The sequence below is a fragment of the Acidovorax sp. HMWF029 genome, from assembly GCF_003060895.1.
GTDB lineage: Bacteria > Pseudomonadota > Gammaproteobacteria > Burkholderiales > Burkholderiaceae_C > Acidovorax.
This window is the reverse complement of record NZ_QAIH01000151.1, coordinates 1-15,188: the sequence shown is the minus strand read 5'-3', so window position 1 is coordinate 15,188 and position 15,188 is coordinate 1. Positions and strand designations below refer to the sequence as shown.

Here is a 15,188-nt window from a genome sequence, read left to right as displayed (position 1 = left end):
AGCTCCCCATGGCCTTGAGCCTTGAAGATATCACCCACTTGCTCGCTACCCGGGGCGTGAACCAGTACGGCCGCGAGGCGGTCAGCCAGCTGGAGCATGCGCTGCAGTGCGCACAGTGGGCCGAAAAATCGGGTGAAACCCCAGCCACCGTTGTCGCTGCGCTGCTGCACGACCTGGGGCACCTGTTGGCCCCAGGGGGCGACACAGCCGAGCAGGACGACCTGCACCAATACATCGCCATTCCGTTCTTGCGCGGCCTGCTGCCCGCCGCGGTGCTGGAGCCCATCCGCCTGCATGTGGATGCCAAGCGCTACCTTTGCACCATGGAGCCAGGGTATTTGGAGACGCTGTCGCCTGCTTCGCAGCACAGCCTGGAGTTGCAGGGGGGCGCTTTTGGCCTGGTCGAATGCGCCAGATTCGTTGAGCAGGCATTTGCACAGGAAGCTATCCGCCTGCGCCGCTACGACGACCTGGCCAAGGTGCCCGGCAGGGCCACGCCGCCGCTGCCGCACTACCTGGCGCTGATGGAGCGCGTTGTCGCTGTGGGCTGAGCGAAGGATATAGCGGTGCGTCATGCGCACGCGCGTCCGTTGCTACACCCAGGCGACGATATGCAGTGAGCGCTTTAACATTGCAAGGCGAGGCCACTGCCGTTAGTGGTTGCAAGTAGGCCCGTGTCAGCGGAACTCCGCAATGTCGGGCACTGAGCCCCACATGCAGAACGAAGTGGGGTGGAACGGGAACTGGCGCGGCAGCGCATCCGGGTCGGTGACTGTGCGTACGCCGCTCGAAAACTCGTAGACCATGCCGTCCGGACCCTCGAAGTAGAGGAACATTGCGCCCGAGGTCGGGTGCTTGCCTGGGCCGAAAACCACGCGCACGCCTCGCGACTGCAGCAAATACCAGGCGCGCATCAGATCATCAATGGACGCCACCTGGTGGTTGATGTGCTGAACGCCCGCATAGCCCGAAGGGAACAGCGCAATCTTGTGATGCACCTCGTCGATGCGCAATAAGGGGGCTGTGCCGATGCGGTCGCTGACCTTGGCGTTGAGCACCGTGGTCCAGAAGCTCTCGTCGCGCGCCGGGTTGGTGCTGCGCAGCCCCACATGCGAAAAACCGGTGTTGCCTGTATCCCGCGTCGGGAAAAAGCGCACACCGCTGTGGAAGGGCGAGACCGCCAGTTCGATGGCGTTGCCGCTCGGGTCTTTGAAGCCGATGAAGGCCCGCACGCGACGCTGCTCGCACTCGTCCGCGCTGCCCTCGTGCACTGCGTGGCCCAAGCGTTCGAGCTCGCCTGCTGCGGACTGCAGCGCGTCCATGGATGCCACCTCGAAACCGGTGGTGTGGTCCGCAGGGTCACCTTCGAAGTAGACCAGCGTTTGCTCGCGCGCATCGCTGCGAAAGCCTACCGCCCTGCCGTGCCGCAGTGGCCCGTAGCGCTGTCCTTCCCGCAAGCCCAGGATGTCGCTGGCATAGCGGCAGGCGCCGTCGAGGTCACGCGTGCCCAGGCGCACGTAGCTGATGTCCTTGAGTGCAATCATCTTCTTTCCGCCTCCGTCTTGTGTGGTGCCAGCGGCGCGTGCTAGTCCAGCTTCAGTTTGGCCTCTGCGATCACGCGGCCCCATAGCTGTGTCTCCCGGGCGATGTACTCGCCGAATTCGTCGGGCTTTTGATCCAGCCGGTTGTAGCCCAGCGTGCGGTAGCGGTCGGTCAGGTCCGGCGTGTCCAGTATCTCGGTGATGTCTGTTGCAATCCTCTCGCGCAGGGGCTTGGGTGTGCTGCGAGGAGCGAACAGGCCGAACCAGGCATTGGCCACGAAGGCCTTGGCCTGTGCGGATGACGCCATGCCGGGCACTCCAGGCGCAAAGGGCGAGGGTTGCGGCGCGGCCACGCCCACGAAGCGAATACGGCCTGACTTCTCCATGGGCCCGGCACTGGCGATACTGCCGAGCGCCCATTGCACCTCGCCGGTGGCCACGGCAGCGAACAGCTGCGGGATTTCCTTGTAGGGCACATGGGTCATGCGTGTGTTGGTGGCGGCCAGGAGACGCAGCGCGCCCAGGTGCCCAGGACTGCCCAGCCCCCACGATCCATAGGTGACGCGGTCTGGCGCAGTGAGGGCGGCCTGCACGATGTCGTCGATCGATTTGAAAGGGCTGTCCTTCGCCACGGCTACGAAGAAGTCGGTTTGCAGCGTCGGGCGGATCGGGGCAAAGTCGCGCAGCGGATCGTAGGGCAGGCGGCTGTACAGGTGCACATTGGAGGTCAGCATGGTGCTGTCCAGGTGGATCAGCTCATGGCCGTCCGAGGTGGCGCTGCGCGTAGCATTGAAGGCCACTACGCCATTGCCACCGGGCTTGTTGTCGACGATGACCGGCTGGCCCCAGCGGCGCGAAAGCTGTTCGGCCACCAGTCGCAGCGAGACATCGGGCCCGCTACCGGTCGAGGCCGCAGTGGTGATCTTTACAGGCTTGGAGGGCCAGGTGTTTGCCACGGCGGGCGTTGTGTGCAGCCATGCAGCAGTGCTGGCGAGGCTCCATGCCATCACCTGGCGGCGGGACAGCGGTGATGGCGATGAAAGCGGGGTGTGTGCAGGAGTGACCAGGCAGGGGCCGCAAAGGGTTTTCATGGATCGGTTTCCTTGGTGAGGCGTTCGAAAGGGGGGCAACGCCATACTTTTGTACTGGTGCGTTGCTGTGCTGAACAGAGGCAACACCAGCAAAACCGACCGATAAACCGCCTAAATCGTGGTCTGGTCCGCGTATTTTGTGAACAGCTTCAAGAATGCTTCAGCGGCCATTGAAAATGGCCGTGCGCGGGTGCACAGCGCGACGATTTCGCGTGTCACCACCGGGTCTGTCAGCGGCACCGAGACCACGCGCTGCCCATCGGCGCGTGACAGGCTATAGGCCGGTAGCACCGAGACACCGAGGCCGGCTGCTACCAGGCCCACAGCGGTCTGGATGTTGGCTACCTCGAACGCAGGCTTGAGCCGCAGCGTGAGCTGGCCCAGGGTCTGGTCGGCCAGCCGTCGCAGGCCGGTGTTCGAGGTCAGCAGGATCAGGCTCTGGTCCGTAAGGTCGCCCCAGCTGGCCTCGCGGCGCTCGGCCAGCGGGTGGTCTGGGCTGCAGGCCAGCACCAGCGTGTCCTTGTAGAGCACCTGCGAGAGCAGGTCAGTGGAGGCCAGGTCCGCCGTGCAGATGCCGAAGTCCGATTTGCCTTCGCGCACATGCGCCACGACCTGGTCCACGGGCGCGTCCACCAGGGTCACCGTGACGTTCGGGAACTGCTCGCGAAAGCGTGCGATGACCTCGGGCACCAGACTGGCCGCTAGCAGCGGCGAGGTCACGACCGAGAGCCGCTCGCTCTTGCGCCGCTTGCTTTCTTGCAGCGTCTGCAGGCCCGAATCAAGTGCGAAGAACACATCGCGCACCGTGGGCAAGAATTGGCGGCCAGCCTCAGTCATCTCGATGCGGCGCGTGGTGCGCTCGAACAGGCGCACACCGAGTTCTTCCTCCAGCGTGCGCACAAGCATCGACAGCGCCGAGATGGTCAGGTGCATGCGTGCCGCCGCTCGGGTCATGGTGCCTTCATGCGCGACGAGCCAGAAGGCTCGCAACTGCCGCAGGCTCAGGTTGGAGGGGTTGTCCAGGAGATCCATGGCGCGATTGTGTCGCCAAACTTCAAAGTCTTTCAAAATAATGCGATTGCCCGGCGAGGGGGGCATCGGTCTAATCCGACCCATGCTGAACTGCGCTTTCCAACCCCTTCGCCGCGAAGACCCGGCCCTGCTCACGGGCCGTGGGCAGTACGCTGGCGACGTTGTGGTCGAGGGCGTTCTGCATGCGGTGTTTGTACGCTCTCCGCTGGCGCACGGCCGGTTGCGTTTCATCGCGACTGAAGCTGCCGCAGAGTCTGAGGGTGTCGTGGCGGTGCTTACCGCCGCAAACTTGCTGGGCCCGGAGGATGCAGGGCGCACGGTCCATATGCCTCCACCCAACCCGTTGCTGCCCTTGGCCAGCGTGCCGCTGATCGAGCCGCTGGCGCGCGGCGAGGTGGTCTATGTCGGCCAGCCCGTGGTTCTGGTGCTCGCCCGTTCGCTGGCCCAGGCACAGCAGGCTGCATCGTATGTGCAGATCGATATCGAGCCGCTGGTTCCCGTGCCGGACTTTGAGGGCACCAGTCCCGTGACCGAGGTGGAGCACCACTTCGAAGCTGAGGACGTGGGCACCCACGTTGTTGCCAGCGAAGCCAGCGCTGCGCTGGAGGTGCCGCGCGTGCTGGCCCTGACGATGGAGCCGCGCGGCATGCTCGCGCACTGGCACTGGCACGGGCAAGGTGGTGCCGATGCTGCAACAGGCCGCCTCACAGTCCATCTGGGAACGCAATCGCCGTCCCGGGCACAGGCTGACATTGCTGCCGCGCTGGACTGGGATGAAGCGCGCGTGCGCATCATCACCGGCAATGTGGGCGGGGCATTCGGGGCTAAGTCCTCGTTGTGCCCGGAGGATCTGGCCATCCCGCTGGCCGCGCGCCGGCTGGGTGCATCGGTGCGCTGGACATCGACGCGCTCGGACGAGTTCACGTCCGGTATGCATGGTCGTGGCGCGCGCCTGGCAGGCCGGCTGTCCGTCACGGCACAAGGGCGTTTTGCGGCGCTGCAGGCTGTGCTGCATTTCACGCTCGGTGCCTGGCTACCGTTCTCGGCCGTCGTTCCGCTGCGCAACACTGCGCGCATCTTGCCCGGGCCCTACCGTGTGGCGCGGCTCGACGTGCAGGGCCGTGCCGGCTTGGCGCACACGGCGCCAGTCACGATCTACCGCGGCGCGGGGCGGCCCGAGGCCGCGCTGCTGATGGAAACACTGGTCGAGCAGGCCGCGCGTGCAGCGGGCATCGACCCCGTGGAGTTGCGTCGGCGCAACCTGCTGGAGGCGGCGGACATGCCTTACACCACGCCCACCGGCGAGGTGTTCGACAGCGGCGACTACCGGCGTGCGCTGGAGCTGGCCTGCGAGCGCTTCGGCTACGAAGAACAGCGAGAGCGGCAGCGCCAGCGCCGTGCCGATGGCGAGGTGGTTGGCATCGGGCTGGCGCTCTATGTGGAGCCCTGTGGTGTGGGCTGGGAGTCGGCGCGCGTGGATTGGCACGCAGACGGCCGCGTGACCGTAGCCACGGGATCACCCGCGCAGGGCCAGGGCCATGGCACTACCTATGCGCGCATTGCTGCCCAGACGCTGGGCCTGGATGAGCAGGACATCACCGTGGTGTATGGTGACACGGCGCTGTGTCCGCCCGGCGTGGGCGCGCTGGCCAGCCGCAGCACTGCGATCGCAGGCAGCGCCATCGTGCAGTCCTGCCGCGATCTGCTGGCCAGGCGTGCGATGGGCGAGACATTGCCGCTGTCGTCTTCGGGTCGCTTCACAGCGGGCGAGGCTTGGAGCTACGGCTGCGTGATTGCCCGCATGGCGGTCGACCGCGACACCGGCCGCCCGACCATTGAGCAGATCACCTGGGCCGATGATGCGGGCCACATTGTTCACCCGGAGCTGGCCAAGGGCCAACTGATCGGTGGCCTGGCCCAGGGCCTGGGCCAGGCGATGCTGGAGCGCCTGGTCTATGACGGCGCAGGCCAAGTCGTGACGGGCTCGCTCATGGACTATGCAGCGCCACGCGCCGACGACATGCCGTCTGCCATCGACATCGAGAGCTTTTTCATACCCAGTCCGCACAACCTGCTGGGAGCCAAAGGCGTGGGCGAGGCCGGCTGCATCGGCGTGCCGGCTGCGTTGATGAACGCGGCGCGCGATGCGCTGGCGCCGCTGGGCGAATACCCGCTGCAGTTTCCCCTCACCGCCGAACAGTTCTGGCGTGCGATGAGCGGCCGGATGCCCTGCACCGAACCCATATCTTGAAAGGAAAACACCATGGACTACAAGAAGTCTGAAGCCAAGGAATACGCCCGCGAACATTTTGTCGGGGTCTGGGCGGCCAACCTCACCCCCTTCGACGAGGCGCTGCGCATCGACGAGAAGGCGCTGCGCCAGAATATGGACCACTGGATCCGCGACCTCAAACTCGGAGGTCTTTTCATCGCGGGCAAGCAGGCCGAGTTCTTCGCCATGTCGGTGGAGGAGCGCAAGCGCCTGATCACTCTGTCGGTCGAGGCTGCACAGGCCGCGGGCAACCGTGGTGGCATCGGCCGCTGCGGAATCATCACCTCGTGCTCGGACACCAACCTCGACGTGGTGCTCGACCTGGCGCGCTATTCGGCCCAGGCCGGTGCCGACTATGTGATCGTGCACAGCCCGGTGCTGCACTTCGGCGCCGACACGGAAGAGACGATCTACGAGTATTACCGCTATCTCTCTGAGCAGCTCGATATCGGCATCGCCATGTGGAATCACCCGGACTGCGGCTACACCATGAGCCCCGAGCTGTGCAACCGCATCGCCGACTTGCCCAACATCGTGGCCATCAAGTACAGCGCCGACCGCGCCCGCTACAAGCGCCTGACCGAACTGGCTGGCCACAAGATCCAGGTGAGCAACCCCTCCGAGGAGGACTGGCTGGAGAACATCATCGAGCTCAACTGGAAGCTCTACCTGTGCTCGACACCGCCTTTCTTGCTGCAGACCAAGGTTGACCAGCGCATGAACGAGTACACACGCCTCGCCTTTGCCGGCCAGCATGAACAAGCGCGGAAGGTACGCGACAGCCTGGAGCCTGTGCGCGCCGCGTTCCGCGCAAGCAAGCCGGCCGGCAAGCCGCAGGCGCACGGCAAGGCCTGGCAGGAACTGCTGGGCCAGCACGGCGGCCCGGTGCGCCGGCCGCTGCTGAACATGACCGAGGCCGAACTGGCCGCCACGCGTGAAGCCTTTGCGGGTTGCGGCCTGCGCCTGGCCTGATGCGCGCCGCTGTATGAGCCACTGCATCCCGATCCAGTTGCAGGTCAATGGCCATGCCTGCAGCGTGCAGGTGGAAGCCAACACCTTGCTGGTGGATTGCCTGCGGGGCCCTCTGGCCTTGCGCGGTACCCACCAGGGCTGCGACACGGCCCAGTGCGGTGCCTGCACGGTGCAGGTGGATGGCCGGGCTGTGAAGTCGTGCAATGTGCTGGCCCTGCAGGTGCAGGGCCGTGCCGTGCGCACCGTCGAGGGCCTGGCCCCGGCACCCGATCGGCTGCACCCCATGCAGCAGGCCTTTAGCCGGCACCATGCGCTGCAGTGCGGCTTCTGCACGCCGGGCTTTCTGATGCGCGCGGTGGCCCTGGCCGATGAGCCCGAGGCCGCGGAGGAGTCCATTGACCCGCACTGGGTGCGCCATTCCCTGGGTGGCAACCTGTGCCGCTGCACGGGCTACGAGGGCATCGTGAAGGCGGTTTGCGAGGGACTGGTCGCCATGCGCGGAACGGAGCCGGCATGAACAAACTGGATTTCCATCGACCCGCTTCGCTGGCCGAGGCGCTTGCGCTGATGCCTGCGTCTGGGGATGGCGGCCAGGCCTGGCTGGCTGGCGGCCAGTCGCTGCTGGCCGCGATGAAGCTGGGCATGGCCAAGCCGTCGTTGCTGGTCGATTTGCAGGATGTACCGGGCTTGTGCGACATCCGCGTGGAAACCGGGCCGGACGGTGCGCCTGCGCTCTGGATCGGCGCCATGGCCACGCACGCCAGCGTGGCTGCCAGCGAGACCGTGCGCACCTTCGTGCCCGGCTTGGCGGCCCTGGCCGGTGGCATCGCCGATGCGCAGGTGCGCGCCATGGGCACCATCGGCGGCTCGCTCGCGCACAACGACCCGGCGGCCTGCTGGCCGGCGGGCGTCCTGGCAGCGGGTGCCACCATCGTCACCTCGCAGCGCGAGATCGTGGCGGATGCCTATTTCCAGGGCCTGTACACCACGGCGCTGGAAGCAGGCGAGCTGATTGTCGGCGTGCGCTTTCCCCGGCTGCAGGGCCTGCACTACCTCAAGTTTGAGCAGCCTGCCTCGCGCTTCGCGCTGGTCGGCTTGGCCGTGGCGCATAGCGGGGCGGGCCAGGTGCGCGTGGCTGTGACCGGGCTGGGTATGGGCATCGTGCGCTGGCCCGGGGCTGAGCAAGCTCTTTGCGGGCACTTTGGCCTGCCTGCCTTGTCCGCCATCGCTCCAGAGAGCCTGCAGGCGCTGGGCGACCTGCATGCTTCGGGCGCCTACCGCTGCCACCTGGCAGGTGTACTGGTTCGGCGCTGCGTGGCCGCCCTCACGGGCGAGGCGCTGCCGCGCCCTGCGCCACTGGAACCATCGGCTGTAGGGCCGGTGCCAGCCCCACCAGACACCGAAGCAACGCCGAAAGATGGCTTCGGTGGCCGCCAGTTGCTGGCGGCGCCGCCGCCCCAGGTCTGGCAGGCGATCCTCGATGCACAGAACCTGCAGGCCAGTATTCCCGGCTGCGAAGCACTGGTGCAGCGCAGCCCCACCGCGTATGAGGCCACGGTCAAGGTCGGCCTGGGACCGCTGTCGGTGCGCTTCCAGAGCGATGTCACGCTGCGCGACCTGCAGCCGCCGCATGCGCTGACCATGGTCTTCGTGGGCCAGGCCGGCGCACTGGGCTGTGGCCAGGGAACGGCGCGTGTGCGCTTCGAGCCCACCGGCGACGGCGGCACGATGCTGCACTGGTGGGTGCAGGTGCAGCTCAGCGGGCGCTTGGCGCAGTTCGGCAACCGGCTGGTCGAGGCCAGCTCGCGCAAGCTCAGCGAAGAGTTCTTCGAGCGTTTTGGCAGGGTGCTGGGCGTGCCTGCCGGTCACCTGCCTCCTCCTTCACCGTGGCACAGGCTGCAGCGCCTGCTGGCGCGGTGGTTTTCCCTGTTTCGAAAGTGAGTATCCCCATGCCCTACCAACCGGCCGAGCTGGCCTACGACCACTACAGCCAACCCCTCAACTTCCAGCAATGGCTCGATGCCCACGGCGCGCAATTGAAGCCGCCTGTGGGTAACCAGCAGATCTGGAAGAACGCCGACCTGGTCTGCACCGTGGTCGGTGGGCCCAACGAGCGCACCGACTTCCATGACGACCCCTATGAGGAGTATTTCCATCAGTTCAAGGGCAACGCTTCGCTGCTGATCGCTGACCGTGGCCAATTCGAGCGCGTGCATCTGCGCGAGGGAGACATCTTCCTGCTACCTGCTCACGTGCGCCATTCGCCACAACGCCCAGAGCCGGGCAGCCTTTGCACGGTGGTTGAGCGCAGCCGGCCCCTGGGCTCGATCGACGCCTTTGAGTGGTATTGCGCCGCCTGTGGCAGCCTGGTAGTGCGCAGCGAGCTACAGCTTCAAAGCATCGTCGATGACCTGCCGCGCGCCTACACCGCGTTCTACGACTCCGCGCCCATCGAGCGCACCTGTGCGCATTGCGGCGAGGTGCACCCAGGCCGTGACTGGCGCAGCTGGCACGCGCGCTGCGCCGAGCGCTTTCCAAAAACGGCGGCGTTGGCATGATGCTGCCGCACGCACCATTGCTGCTCGCTGTGGTCGGCTTTGGCGCCATCGGCCAGGCCCTGGTGCAGGCGCTGGTGGGCGATGACCGTGTGCGCCTGGCGCAGGTCATCGTGTCCCCGGCCTCCATTGCGGTCGCTCAGGCGGCATGCGCGGTGCTTGCACCGGATGTTCGCGTAGCCAGCACGCTGGATCTCGGGCCGGGACACCGCCCCGATCTCGTGGTTGAATGCGCAGGCCATGCAGCGGTGTTGGCCCATGTGGTGCCCGCGCTGCAGGCTGGTGTTCCCTGCGCCATGGCCTCGGTAGGTGCTTTGCATGACACAGGCCTGCTTGCACGGCTCGAGGCGGCGACCCGTGAGGGCGGCACACGGCTGCAGCTGGTGTCCGGTGCCATCGGCGCCATCGACGCATTGGCTGCAGCGCACTACGGCGGGCTCGACGACGTGGTCTACGTAGGGCGCAAGCCACCGCTGAGCTGGGCGGGCACGCCGGCCGAGCTGGCATTCGACCTGGCGCGGTTGGCTGCGCCCCAGGTGGTCTTTCGCGGTAGCGCGCGCCAGGCGGCTGCCCAGTTTCCGAAGAACGCCAACGTGGCCGCTACGGTGTCGCTGGCCGGGCTGGGGTTGGACCGCACCCAGGTGGAGCTGGTGGCAGACCCGGGCGTGGTGCGCAATGTGCACACCGTCATCGCGCGCGGAGCCTTCGGTCGGCTTGAGCTACAGATGGAGAACCTGCCGCTCGCGGCCAACCCCAAGACCTCGGCGCTGACCGTCTACAGCTTGGTGCGCGCAGTGCGCAATGCCGTGCCGGGCATCGCCATCTGACACATCAGGTGTCCGTGGCTCTCTGTTTCGTGGTGTCGGTGACAGAGACCCCCTGGACCATGAAAGTTAATTCACATTAAGCGCTGCCCCGCCGCGCAGGGCCCCCCCCCTTCCGGTTCGCGCAGCGAGTCGCGAGAGGGGTGAAGGCGCAAATAACCCCAGAAGGCTTGGTCTCAGCCAGCCTTGTCGTTCATCCAGTTCAGGTCCAGTGGCCGGTCTTCAAACTCGGTGTTGAGCACCACGGTGCTGGTGGTGCGGGCCACGCCCGCGATGGCCTTGATCTCGTAGATCACGTCTTCCAGCGCGCGGGCATGCGTGGTGCGGATCTTGGCCAGAAAGTCGTATTCGCCCGCCACGCTGTGCAGTTCTTCCACCTGGGGCATGGCGCGCAGGCGCGGCGCCACATCGCGGCAGTGGATGCCGCCATCGTTGCGGATCGCCACAAACGCGGTGAAGTTCAGCCCCACGCGCTCCGGGTCCACGCTGATCGAAAACCGGCGGATCACGCCCTTGTCCAGCAGCTTCTTCACGCGCTCGTGCACAGCGGCGGTAGACAGCCCGACTTCAGCCCCCACGTCGGCGTACGAACGTCGGCCGTCCGCGCCCAATGCCGAAATAATTCTGGCGTCCATGTCATCTGTCTGAATATTTGCTTGCATAGCCGCTCAATTTTGGTAAAAATTCCGAAAACCTCGCGGTTTCCATAAATTATTCGGTCAGGTGAAGAATATGCCGGCAATTTTCAATGCGCAAGCCCGCACACAGCGCAAAGGGGCGGTGGCCCTGGCACTGCTGTTGGTCTACATCGTCTGGGGCACTACCTATTTCGCCATTGGTATTGCGCTGCAGAGCATGCCGCCACTGCTGATGAATGCGATCCGCTTCCTGTGTGCAGGGGGGGTGATGCTGCTGATTGCGCTGTGGCAAGGCCATGCATTGCCCACGTGGGTGCAATGGCGCAACTCGGCGGTGGTGGGTGGCTGCATGGTGTTTCTGGCCATGAATCTGATGGGTTTTGCGCAAAAGCTCGGCATCGGCTCGGGCCTGATGGCCACGGTGGTCACCACCATGCCCATGTGGTTGGCTTTGTGGTCGCGCTGGGGCGGCGAGCGCGTGCCGTTCACCAGCTGGATCGGCCTGGCGCTGGGCGTGGTGGGCGCACTGCTGCTGGCGCTGGAGAGCGATTTTTCAGCCACCTGGCTCGGTGCGCTGCTGGCCTTTGGTGCTCCGCTGTGCTGGAGCGTGGGCTCGTATGCGTCGCGCAAGCTGTCGCTACCCGCGCCCGCAATGGCATCGGCCGCGCAGTGGTTTGCGGGGGGCGCCATGGGGCTGGTGGTGGCGTTGTGGTTTGAGCCTTTGAGCGCCCTGGGCCAGGTCACTGCCAAGTCGTGGGCGGCATGGGTGTACCTGCTGGTGTTTGGCACGCTGATAGCGCTCAACGCGTATCTGTGGCTGCTGCAGAACACCTCCGCAGCGCTGGCAGGCAGCTATTCGTTCGTGAACCCTGCGGTGGCTTTGCTGGTGGGCGTGGCGCTGGGGGGCGAGCTGCTCACGGGCTGGGTGTTTGCCGCGCTGCCGTTGATTGGGGCGGCGCTGGCGTTCATTCTGTACGGGCAAGCGCTGCAGCGGTGGCTGGAAAAGCTCAGTCCGGGATTACAGCGGTTGCTTCAATCTCGATCTTCGCGCGCTCTTCCATGAGCCCCGCAACCTGCACACACGCCATGGCCGGAAAGTTCTTGCCCAGCACCTCACGGTAGACCGCGCCCAGCTCCTTCAATCGGCTGTTGTATTCGTTGCGGTCGGTCACATACCAGGTCAGCCGCACCAGATGCTCGGGGCCTGCGCCGCCAGCCTCCAGCACCGCCCGCACGTTCAGCAGCGTCTGCCTCGTCTGGTCGATGAAGTCGTCGCTCTCAAACTGCTGCTGCGCGTTCCAGCCGATCTGGCCGCCGGTAAAGACCATGGTGCCGCGTGCGGCCACGCCGTTGGCGTAGCCCTTGGGGGTGACCCAGCCTTCGGGCTGCAAAAGGGTGTTTTTCATCGTCATGTTGTTTTTGTGGAAGTGGGTGATGCGGCGGAGGGTGATGCAGCCGCACCCTGGCGCAGCTTGAAGCGCTGCAGCTTGCCGGTTTCGGTGCGCGGCAGGGCCGCCACAAACTCCACCACGCGCGGGTATTTGAACGGGGCGATGGTGGCTTTCACATGGTCCTGCAAGGTCTTGACCATGGCGGCATCGCCCGTGTGGCCAGGCTTCAAAACGCAGATGGCCTTCACCACCATGCCGCGCTCCTCGTCGGGCACACCGATCACGCCGCATTCGGCCACGGCGGGGTGGCGCAGCAGCGCGTCTTCCACCTCGGGGCCGCCCACGTTGTAGCCGGCGGTGATGATCATGTCGTCGTCGCGCGCCTGGTAGAAGAAGTAGCCGTCCGCGTCCTGCGTGAACGCATCGCCGGGGTAGTTCCAGCCGTCCTTCACGTACTTGGCCTGGCGCGGGTCGTCGAGGTATTTGCAGCCCGTGGGGCCGATCACCGCGAGCTTGCCCACCGTGCCGCGCGGTACCTCGTTGCCGTCGTCGTCCACCACCTTGGCGGTGTAGCCGGGCACCACCTTGCCGATGGCGCCGCGCCTGCTTTCTCCGCCGGGCGAAGAGATGAAGATGTGGAACATTTCGGTGGCGCCAATGCCGTCCGTCATGTCGAGCCCCGTTGCCTCCTTCCACAACTGGCGAGTGGCATCGGGCAGGCCCTCGCCAGCGCTCACGCTGGTGCGCAGTTGGGGCAGGCCGATCTGCCTGGCAAAGGGCGCCATCTGCCGGTAGAACGTGGGCGCGGTGTAGCAGATGGTCACGCCCGCTTCGCGCATCAGCCGCACCATGGTTTCGGGCGTGTAGGGCTGGTCGGGGAAGTACACGCTGGCTCCGGCCCACATTGGAAACACCAGCAAGCCGCCCAGGCCAAAGGTGAACGCCAGCGGCGGCGATCCCGCCACGATGTCGTCGGGCTTGGCGCGCAGCACATGGCGCGGCCAGGCCTCGCAGCCCGCCAGCACATCGCGGTGCGTGTGCACGGCGGCCTTGGGGGCGCCTGTGGTGCCTGAGGTGAAGGCCATCAGCGCGATGTCGTCCGCCGATGTGGGGCAGGGCGGCGTGGTGCCGGGCTTGCCCTGTGCGCGCTGCAGCAGGTCGGCCGCATCGGGCGCGGTGTGGAAGGGCACGATGGTGGTCAGCACCGGGTGCTGCGCCTGCGCCGTCTGCAGCTCCGCCAGCAGGCGGCCATCGCACAGCGCCAGCGTGGGCTGGGCGCGGTCGATGATGCTGCCCAGCTCCACCGCCCGCAGCAGCGGCATGGTCGCCACCGCAATCAGACCGGCATAGACGGTGCCCAGCCAGGCCAGCGCCATCTCCACCGTGTTGCCGCCGCGCAGCAGCACGCGGTTGCCGGGCACGAGGCCGTGGTCCTGCGTCAGCACCTCGGCAATGCGTGCGGCCTCGGTGCGGGCGTCGCGGTAGGTGTACGTGCGCAGCGGGCCGCGCAGCAGGGGGCGGTCGATGTGGCCCGCGCGCTCTGCCTGGTCAAACAAGGCCTGCACCAGGTTGGCTTGGGTTGCGATCTGCAGCTCGGGCAGGTCGTAGCGCAGGGTGGGCCAGGCCGCAGGCGCTGGCAGCCGGTCGTGCACGAAGTGGTCGGGTTGGGCGGAGGGATTGGAAGAGGCTTTCATGCGATCACTCCTGCAAAGCGGCCTTGCCGATGATGAGCTGCTGCACTTCGGTCGCGCCTTCGTAGATGCGCAGCGAGCGGATGTCGCGGTACAGCGATTCGACCTTGCTGCCCACTTCCACACCGCGCCCGCCGTGCAACTGCAGCGCCATGTCGATGACACGCTGGGCGTTTTCGGTGGCGGTCATTTTTGCCATGGCCGCTTCGGCCGTCACGCGCGCCTGGCCTGTGTCACGCAACCACGCAGCGCGGTAGGTGAGCAGCGCTGCGCTGTCCACCAGCGCGGCCATCTCGCCGATCTTGGCTTGGGTGAGCTGAAAGTCCGCGAGCGTCTGGCCGAACATGCGGCGCAGGCGGGCGTGGTGCACGGCCTCGGCCAGTGCGCGGCGTGCCATGCCCAGGGCGGCGGCGGCGACGGATGCGCGAAAGATGTCGAGCGTGCGCATCGCGAGCTTGAAGCCGCCGTTTTCTTCGCCCAGCAGCGCCGTGGCGGGCACGTTGCAATCGGTGAACTGCAGCGTAGCCAGTGGGTGCGGTGCCATTACGTGGATGTGGCGCGAGGCGTCGAGGCCCGGCGTGTTGGCATCCACGATGAAGGCGCTGATGCCGCGCGTTCCACCCGCCGGGTCGGTCTTGGCGAACACGCAGTAGAAGTCTGCGATGCCACCATTGCTGATCCAGGTCTTGGTTCCGGTCAGGAAATAGGAGGTTTTTTGGCCGTTTCCGCCTGATGGGTAAGTACTTTTAGCTATTGTTTTCATAGCACCCACATCCGAGCCTGCCTCAGGCTCGGAGAGCGCAAAGGCCGCAATCAGCTCACCGCGCGCCACGCCCTGCAGGTAGTGCGCCTGCTGTGCGGGGCTGCCTGCCAGCGTGATGGCGCCGCTGCCCAGGCCCTGCATCGCAAATGCAAAGTCCGCCAGCGGCGAGTGGTAGGCCAGCGTCTCGCGCAGCAGCACCAGCGCGCGCGAGTCGAGCGCGGGCAGCGCGCCGCCGTGGGCCGCAGGCACGCAGTAGCGCAGCCAGCCGCCTGCGCCCAGGCGGCGCACCCAGTTGCGGCAGGCGGCGCGGTCGTCGGTTTCATCGACCTCTTGCGCAGCCGCCCAGGGCACCAGGCCCTCGGCCAGCGCGCGGTGGGCGTCATCAAAAAAGGGCAGGGCCAGGTGCGCGGTGGAGGGC

The 15,188-nt window shown here is 66.3% G+C and carries 15 protein-coding genes; 8 read left to right on the top strand and 7 right to left on the bottom strand.

What is annotated here, in order from left to right; all coding sequences use genetic code 11:
- Window positions 1–8: 8 nt before the first annotated feature.
- Window positions 9–551, top strand: coding sequence for a phosphonate degradation HD-domain oxygenase (locus DBR12_RS10315; RefSeq protein ID WP_108617156.1), 543 nt, complete (start codon window positions 9–11; stop codon window positions 549–551).
- Window positions 552–677: 126 nt separating this feature from the next.
- On the opposite strand, the gene DBR12_RS10310 is transcribed toward DBR12_RS10315, so the two are convergent.
- The 3 genes from DBR12_RS10310 to DBR12_RS10300 all read right to left on the bottom strand — a co-directional run bounded on the left by DBR12_RS10310 (window position 678) and on the right by DBR12_RS10300 (window position 3,664).
- The gene (locus DBR12_RS10310; protein WP_108617155.1) at window positions 678–1,544 is read right to left on the bottom strand and encodes a VOC family protein; all 867 of its coding nucleotides are present in this window, start codon (window positions 1,542–1,544) and stop codon (window positions 678–680) included.
- A 41-nt stretch (window positions 1,545–1,585) separates the two neighbouring features.
- Window positions 1,586–2,632 carry a tripartite tricarboxylate transporter substrate binding protein gene (locus DBR12_RS10305; RefSeq protein ID WP_158274990.1) on the bottom strand — a complete coding sequence of 349 codons (1,047 nt, stop codon included), beginning with the start codon at window positions 2,630–2,632 and terminating at the stop codon, window positions 1,586–1,588.
- A 111-nt stretch (window positions 2,633–2,743) separates the two neighbouring features.
- Entirely contained in the window at window positions 2,744–3,664 is a 921-nt protein-coding gene (locus tag DBR12_RS10300; protein WP_158274989.1) for a LysR family transcriptional regulator, read from the bottom strand.
- Window positions 3,665–3,746: 82 nt separating this feature from the next.
- Between DBR12_RS10300 and DBR12_RS10295 the strand changes: the two genes are divergently transcribed.
- Genes DBR12_RS10295 through DBR12_RS10270 form a run of 6 tightly spaced genes read left to right on the top strand, consistent with a single transcriptional unit; the run spans window position 3,747 to window position 10,290 of the window.
- The gene (locus DBR12_RS10295; protein WP_108617152.1) at window positions 3,747–5,915 is read left to right on the top strand and encodes a xanthine dehydrogenase family protein molybdopterin-binding subunit; all 2,169 of its coding nucleotides are present in this window, start codon (window positions 3,747–3,749) and stop codon (window positions 5,913–5,915) included.
- Between the two features lie 12 nt (window positions 5,916–5,927).
- Entirely contained in the window at window positions 5,928–6,908 is a 981-nt protein-coding gene (locus DBR12_RS10290; protein WP_108617151.1) for a dihydrodipicolinate synthase family protein, read from the top strand.
- 13 nt (window positions 6,909–6,921) lie between these two features.
- Complete coding sequence (locus DBR12_RS10285; RefSeq protein WP_108617150.1) at window positions 6,922–7,425, top strand: (2Fe-2S)-binding protein; 504 nt, start codon at window positions 6,922–6,924, stop codon at window positions 7,423–7,425.
- The gene (locus DBR12_RS10280; RefSeq protein ID WP_108617149.1) at window positions 7,422–8,849 is read left to right on the top strand and encodes an FAD binding domain-containing protein; all 1,428 of its coding nucleotides are present in this window, start codon (window positions 7,422–7,424) and stop codon (window positions 8,847–8,849) included. The genes DBR12_RS10285 and DBR12_RS10280 overlap by 4 nt, the downstream gene beginning before the upstream one ends.
- Before the next feature lie 8 nt (window positions 8,850–8,857).
- Complete coding sequence (locus DBR12_RS10275; protein WP_108617148.1) at window positions 8,858–9,466, top strand: 3-hydroxyanthranilate 3,4-dioxygenase; 609 nt, start codon at window positions 8,858–8,860, stop codon at window positions 9,464–9,466.
- On the top strand, window positions 9,463–10,290 hold the full coding sequence (locus tag DBR12_RS10270; protein WP_369861472.1) for an aspartate dehydrogenase: 828 nt from the start codon (window positions 9,463–9,465) through the stop codon (window positions 10,288–10,290). The genes DBR12_RS10275 and DBR12_RS10270 overlap by 4 nt, the downstream gene beginning before the upstream one ends.
- Window positions 10,291–10,463: 173 nt before the next feature.
- Here the strand turns inward: DBR12_RS10270 and DBR12_RS10265 are convergent, their stop codons facing one another.
- Window positions 10,464–10,922: an Lrp/AsnC family transcriptional regulator gene (locus DBR12_RS10265; RefSeq protein WP_108617190.1), complete on the bottom strand. Its 459-nt coding sequence runs from the start codon at window positions 10,920–10,922 to the stop codon at window positions 10,464–10,466.
- A 97-nt stretch (window positions 10,923–11,019) separates the two neighbouring features.
- Between DBR12_RS10265 and DBR12_RS10260 the strand changes: the two genes are divergently transcribed.
- Window positions 11,020–11,988: an EamA family transporter gene (locus tag DBR12_RS10260; protein ID WP_108617147.1), complete on the top strand. Its 969-nt coding sequence runs from the start codon at window positions 11,020–11,022 to the stop codon at window positions 11,986–11,988.
- Here the strand turns inward: DBR12_RS10260 and DBR12_RS10255 are convergent.
- The 3 genes from DBR12_RS10255 to DBR12_RS10245 all read right to left on the bottom strand — a co-directional run.
- Window positions 11,933–12,331 (bottom strand): RidA family protein, encoded by a 399-nt coding sequence (locus DBR12_RS10255; protein ID WP_055400021.1) that lies wholly within the window; start codon window positions 12,329–12,331, stop codon window positions 11,933–11,935. The genes DBR12_RS10260 and DBR12_RS10255 overlap by 56 nt on opposite strands.
- 2 nt (window positions 12,332–12,333) lie before the next feature.
- Window positions 12,334–14,010, bottom strand: a complete 1,677-nt coding sequence (locus DBR12_RS10250) for an AMP-binding protein (RefSeq protein ID WP_108617146.1) — start codon at window positions 14,008–14,010, stop codon at window positions 12,334–12,336.
- Window positions 14,011–14,014: 4 nt separating this feature from the next.
- Window positions 14,015–15,188, bottom strand: a 1,174-nt coding sequence (locus DBR12_RS10245) for an acyl-CoA dehydrogenase family protein (RefSeq protein WP_108617145.1), incomplete at its 5' end; no start/stop codon positions are given.

Bases quoted from the DNA above. Each gene is read 5' to 3' on its own strand.
- DBR12_RS10315 (WP_108617156.1), top strand. From the start codon at position 9: ATGGCCTTGAGCCTTGAAGATATCACCCACTTGCTCGCTACCCGGGGC.
- DBR12_RS10290 (WP_108617151.1), top strand. From the start codon at position 5,928: ATGGACTACAAGAAGTCTGAAGCCAAGGAATACGCCCGCGAACATTTT.
- DBR12_RS10310 (WP_108617155.1), bottom strand. From the start codon at position 1,544: ATGATTGCACTCAAGGACATCAGCTACGTGCGCCTGGGCACGCGTGAC.
- DBR12_RS10270 (WP_369861472.1), top strand. From the start codon at position 9,463: ATGATGCTGCCGCACGCACCATTGCTGCTCGCTGTGGTCGGCTTTGGC.
- DBR12_RS10250 (WP_108617146.1), bottom strand. From the start codon at position 14,010: ATGAAAGCCTCTTCCAATCCCTCCGCCCAACCCGACCACTTCGTGCAC.
- DBR12_RS10285 (WP_108617150.1), top strand. From the start codon at position 6,922: ATGAGCCACTGCATCCCGATCCAGTTGCAGGTCAATGGCCATGCCTGC.
- DBR12_RS10280 (WP_108617149.1), top strand. From the start codon at position 7,422: ATGAACAAACTGGATTTCCATCGACCCGCTTCGCTGGCCGAGGCGCTT.
- DBR12_RS10305 (WP_158274990.1), bottom strand. From the start codon at position 2,632: ATGAAAACCCTTTGCGGCCCCTGCCTGGTCACTCCTGCACACACCCCG.
- DBR12_RS10295 (WP_108617152.1), top strand. From the start codon at position 3,747: ATGCTGAACTGCGCTTTCCAACCCCTTCGCCGCGAAGACCCGGCCCTG.
- DBR12_RS10300 (WP_158274989.1), bottom strand. From the start codon at position 3,664: ATGGATCTCCTGGACAACCCCTCCAACCTGAGCCTGCGGCAGTTGCGA.
- DBR12_RS10275 (WP_108617148.1), top strand. From the start codon at position 8,858: ATGCCCTACCAACCGGCCGAGCTGGCCTACGACCACTACAGCCAACCC.
- DBR12_RS10265 (WP_108617190.1), bottom strand. From the start codon at position 10,922: ATGGACGCCAGAATTATTTCGGCATTGGGCGCGGACGGCCGACGTTCG.
- DBR12_RS10255 (WP_055400021.1), bottom strand. From the start codon at position 12,331: ATGAAAAACACCCTTTTGCAGCCCGAAGGCTGGGTCACCCCCAAGGGC.
- DBR12_RS10260 (WP_108617147.1), top strand. From the start codon at position 11,020: ATGCCGGCAATTTTCAATGCGCAAGCCCGCACACAGCGCAAAGGGGCG.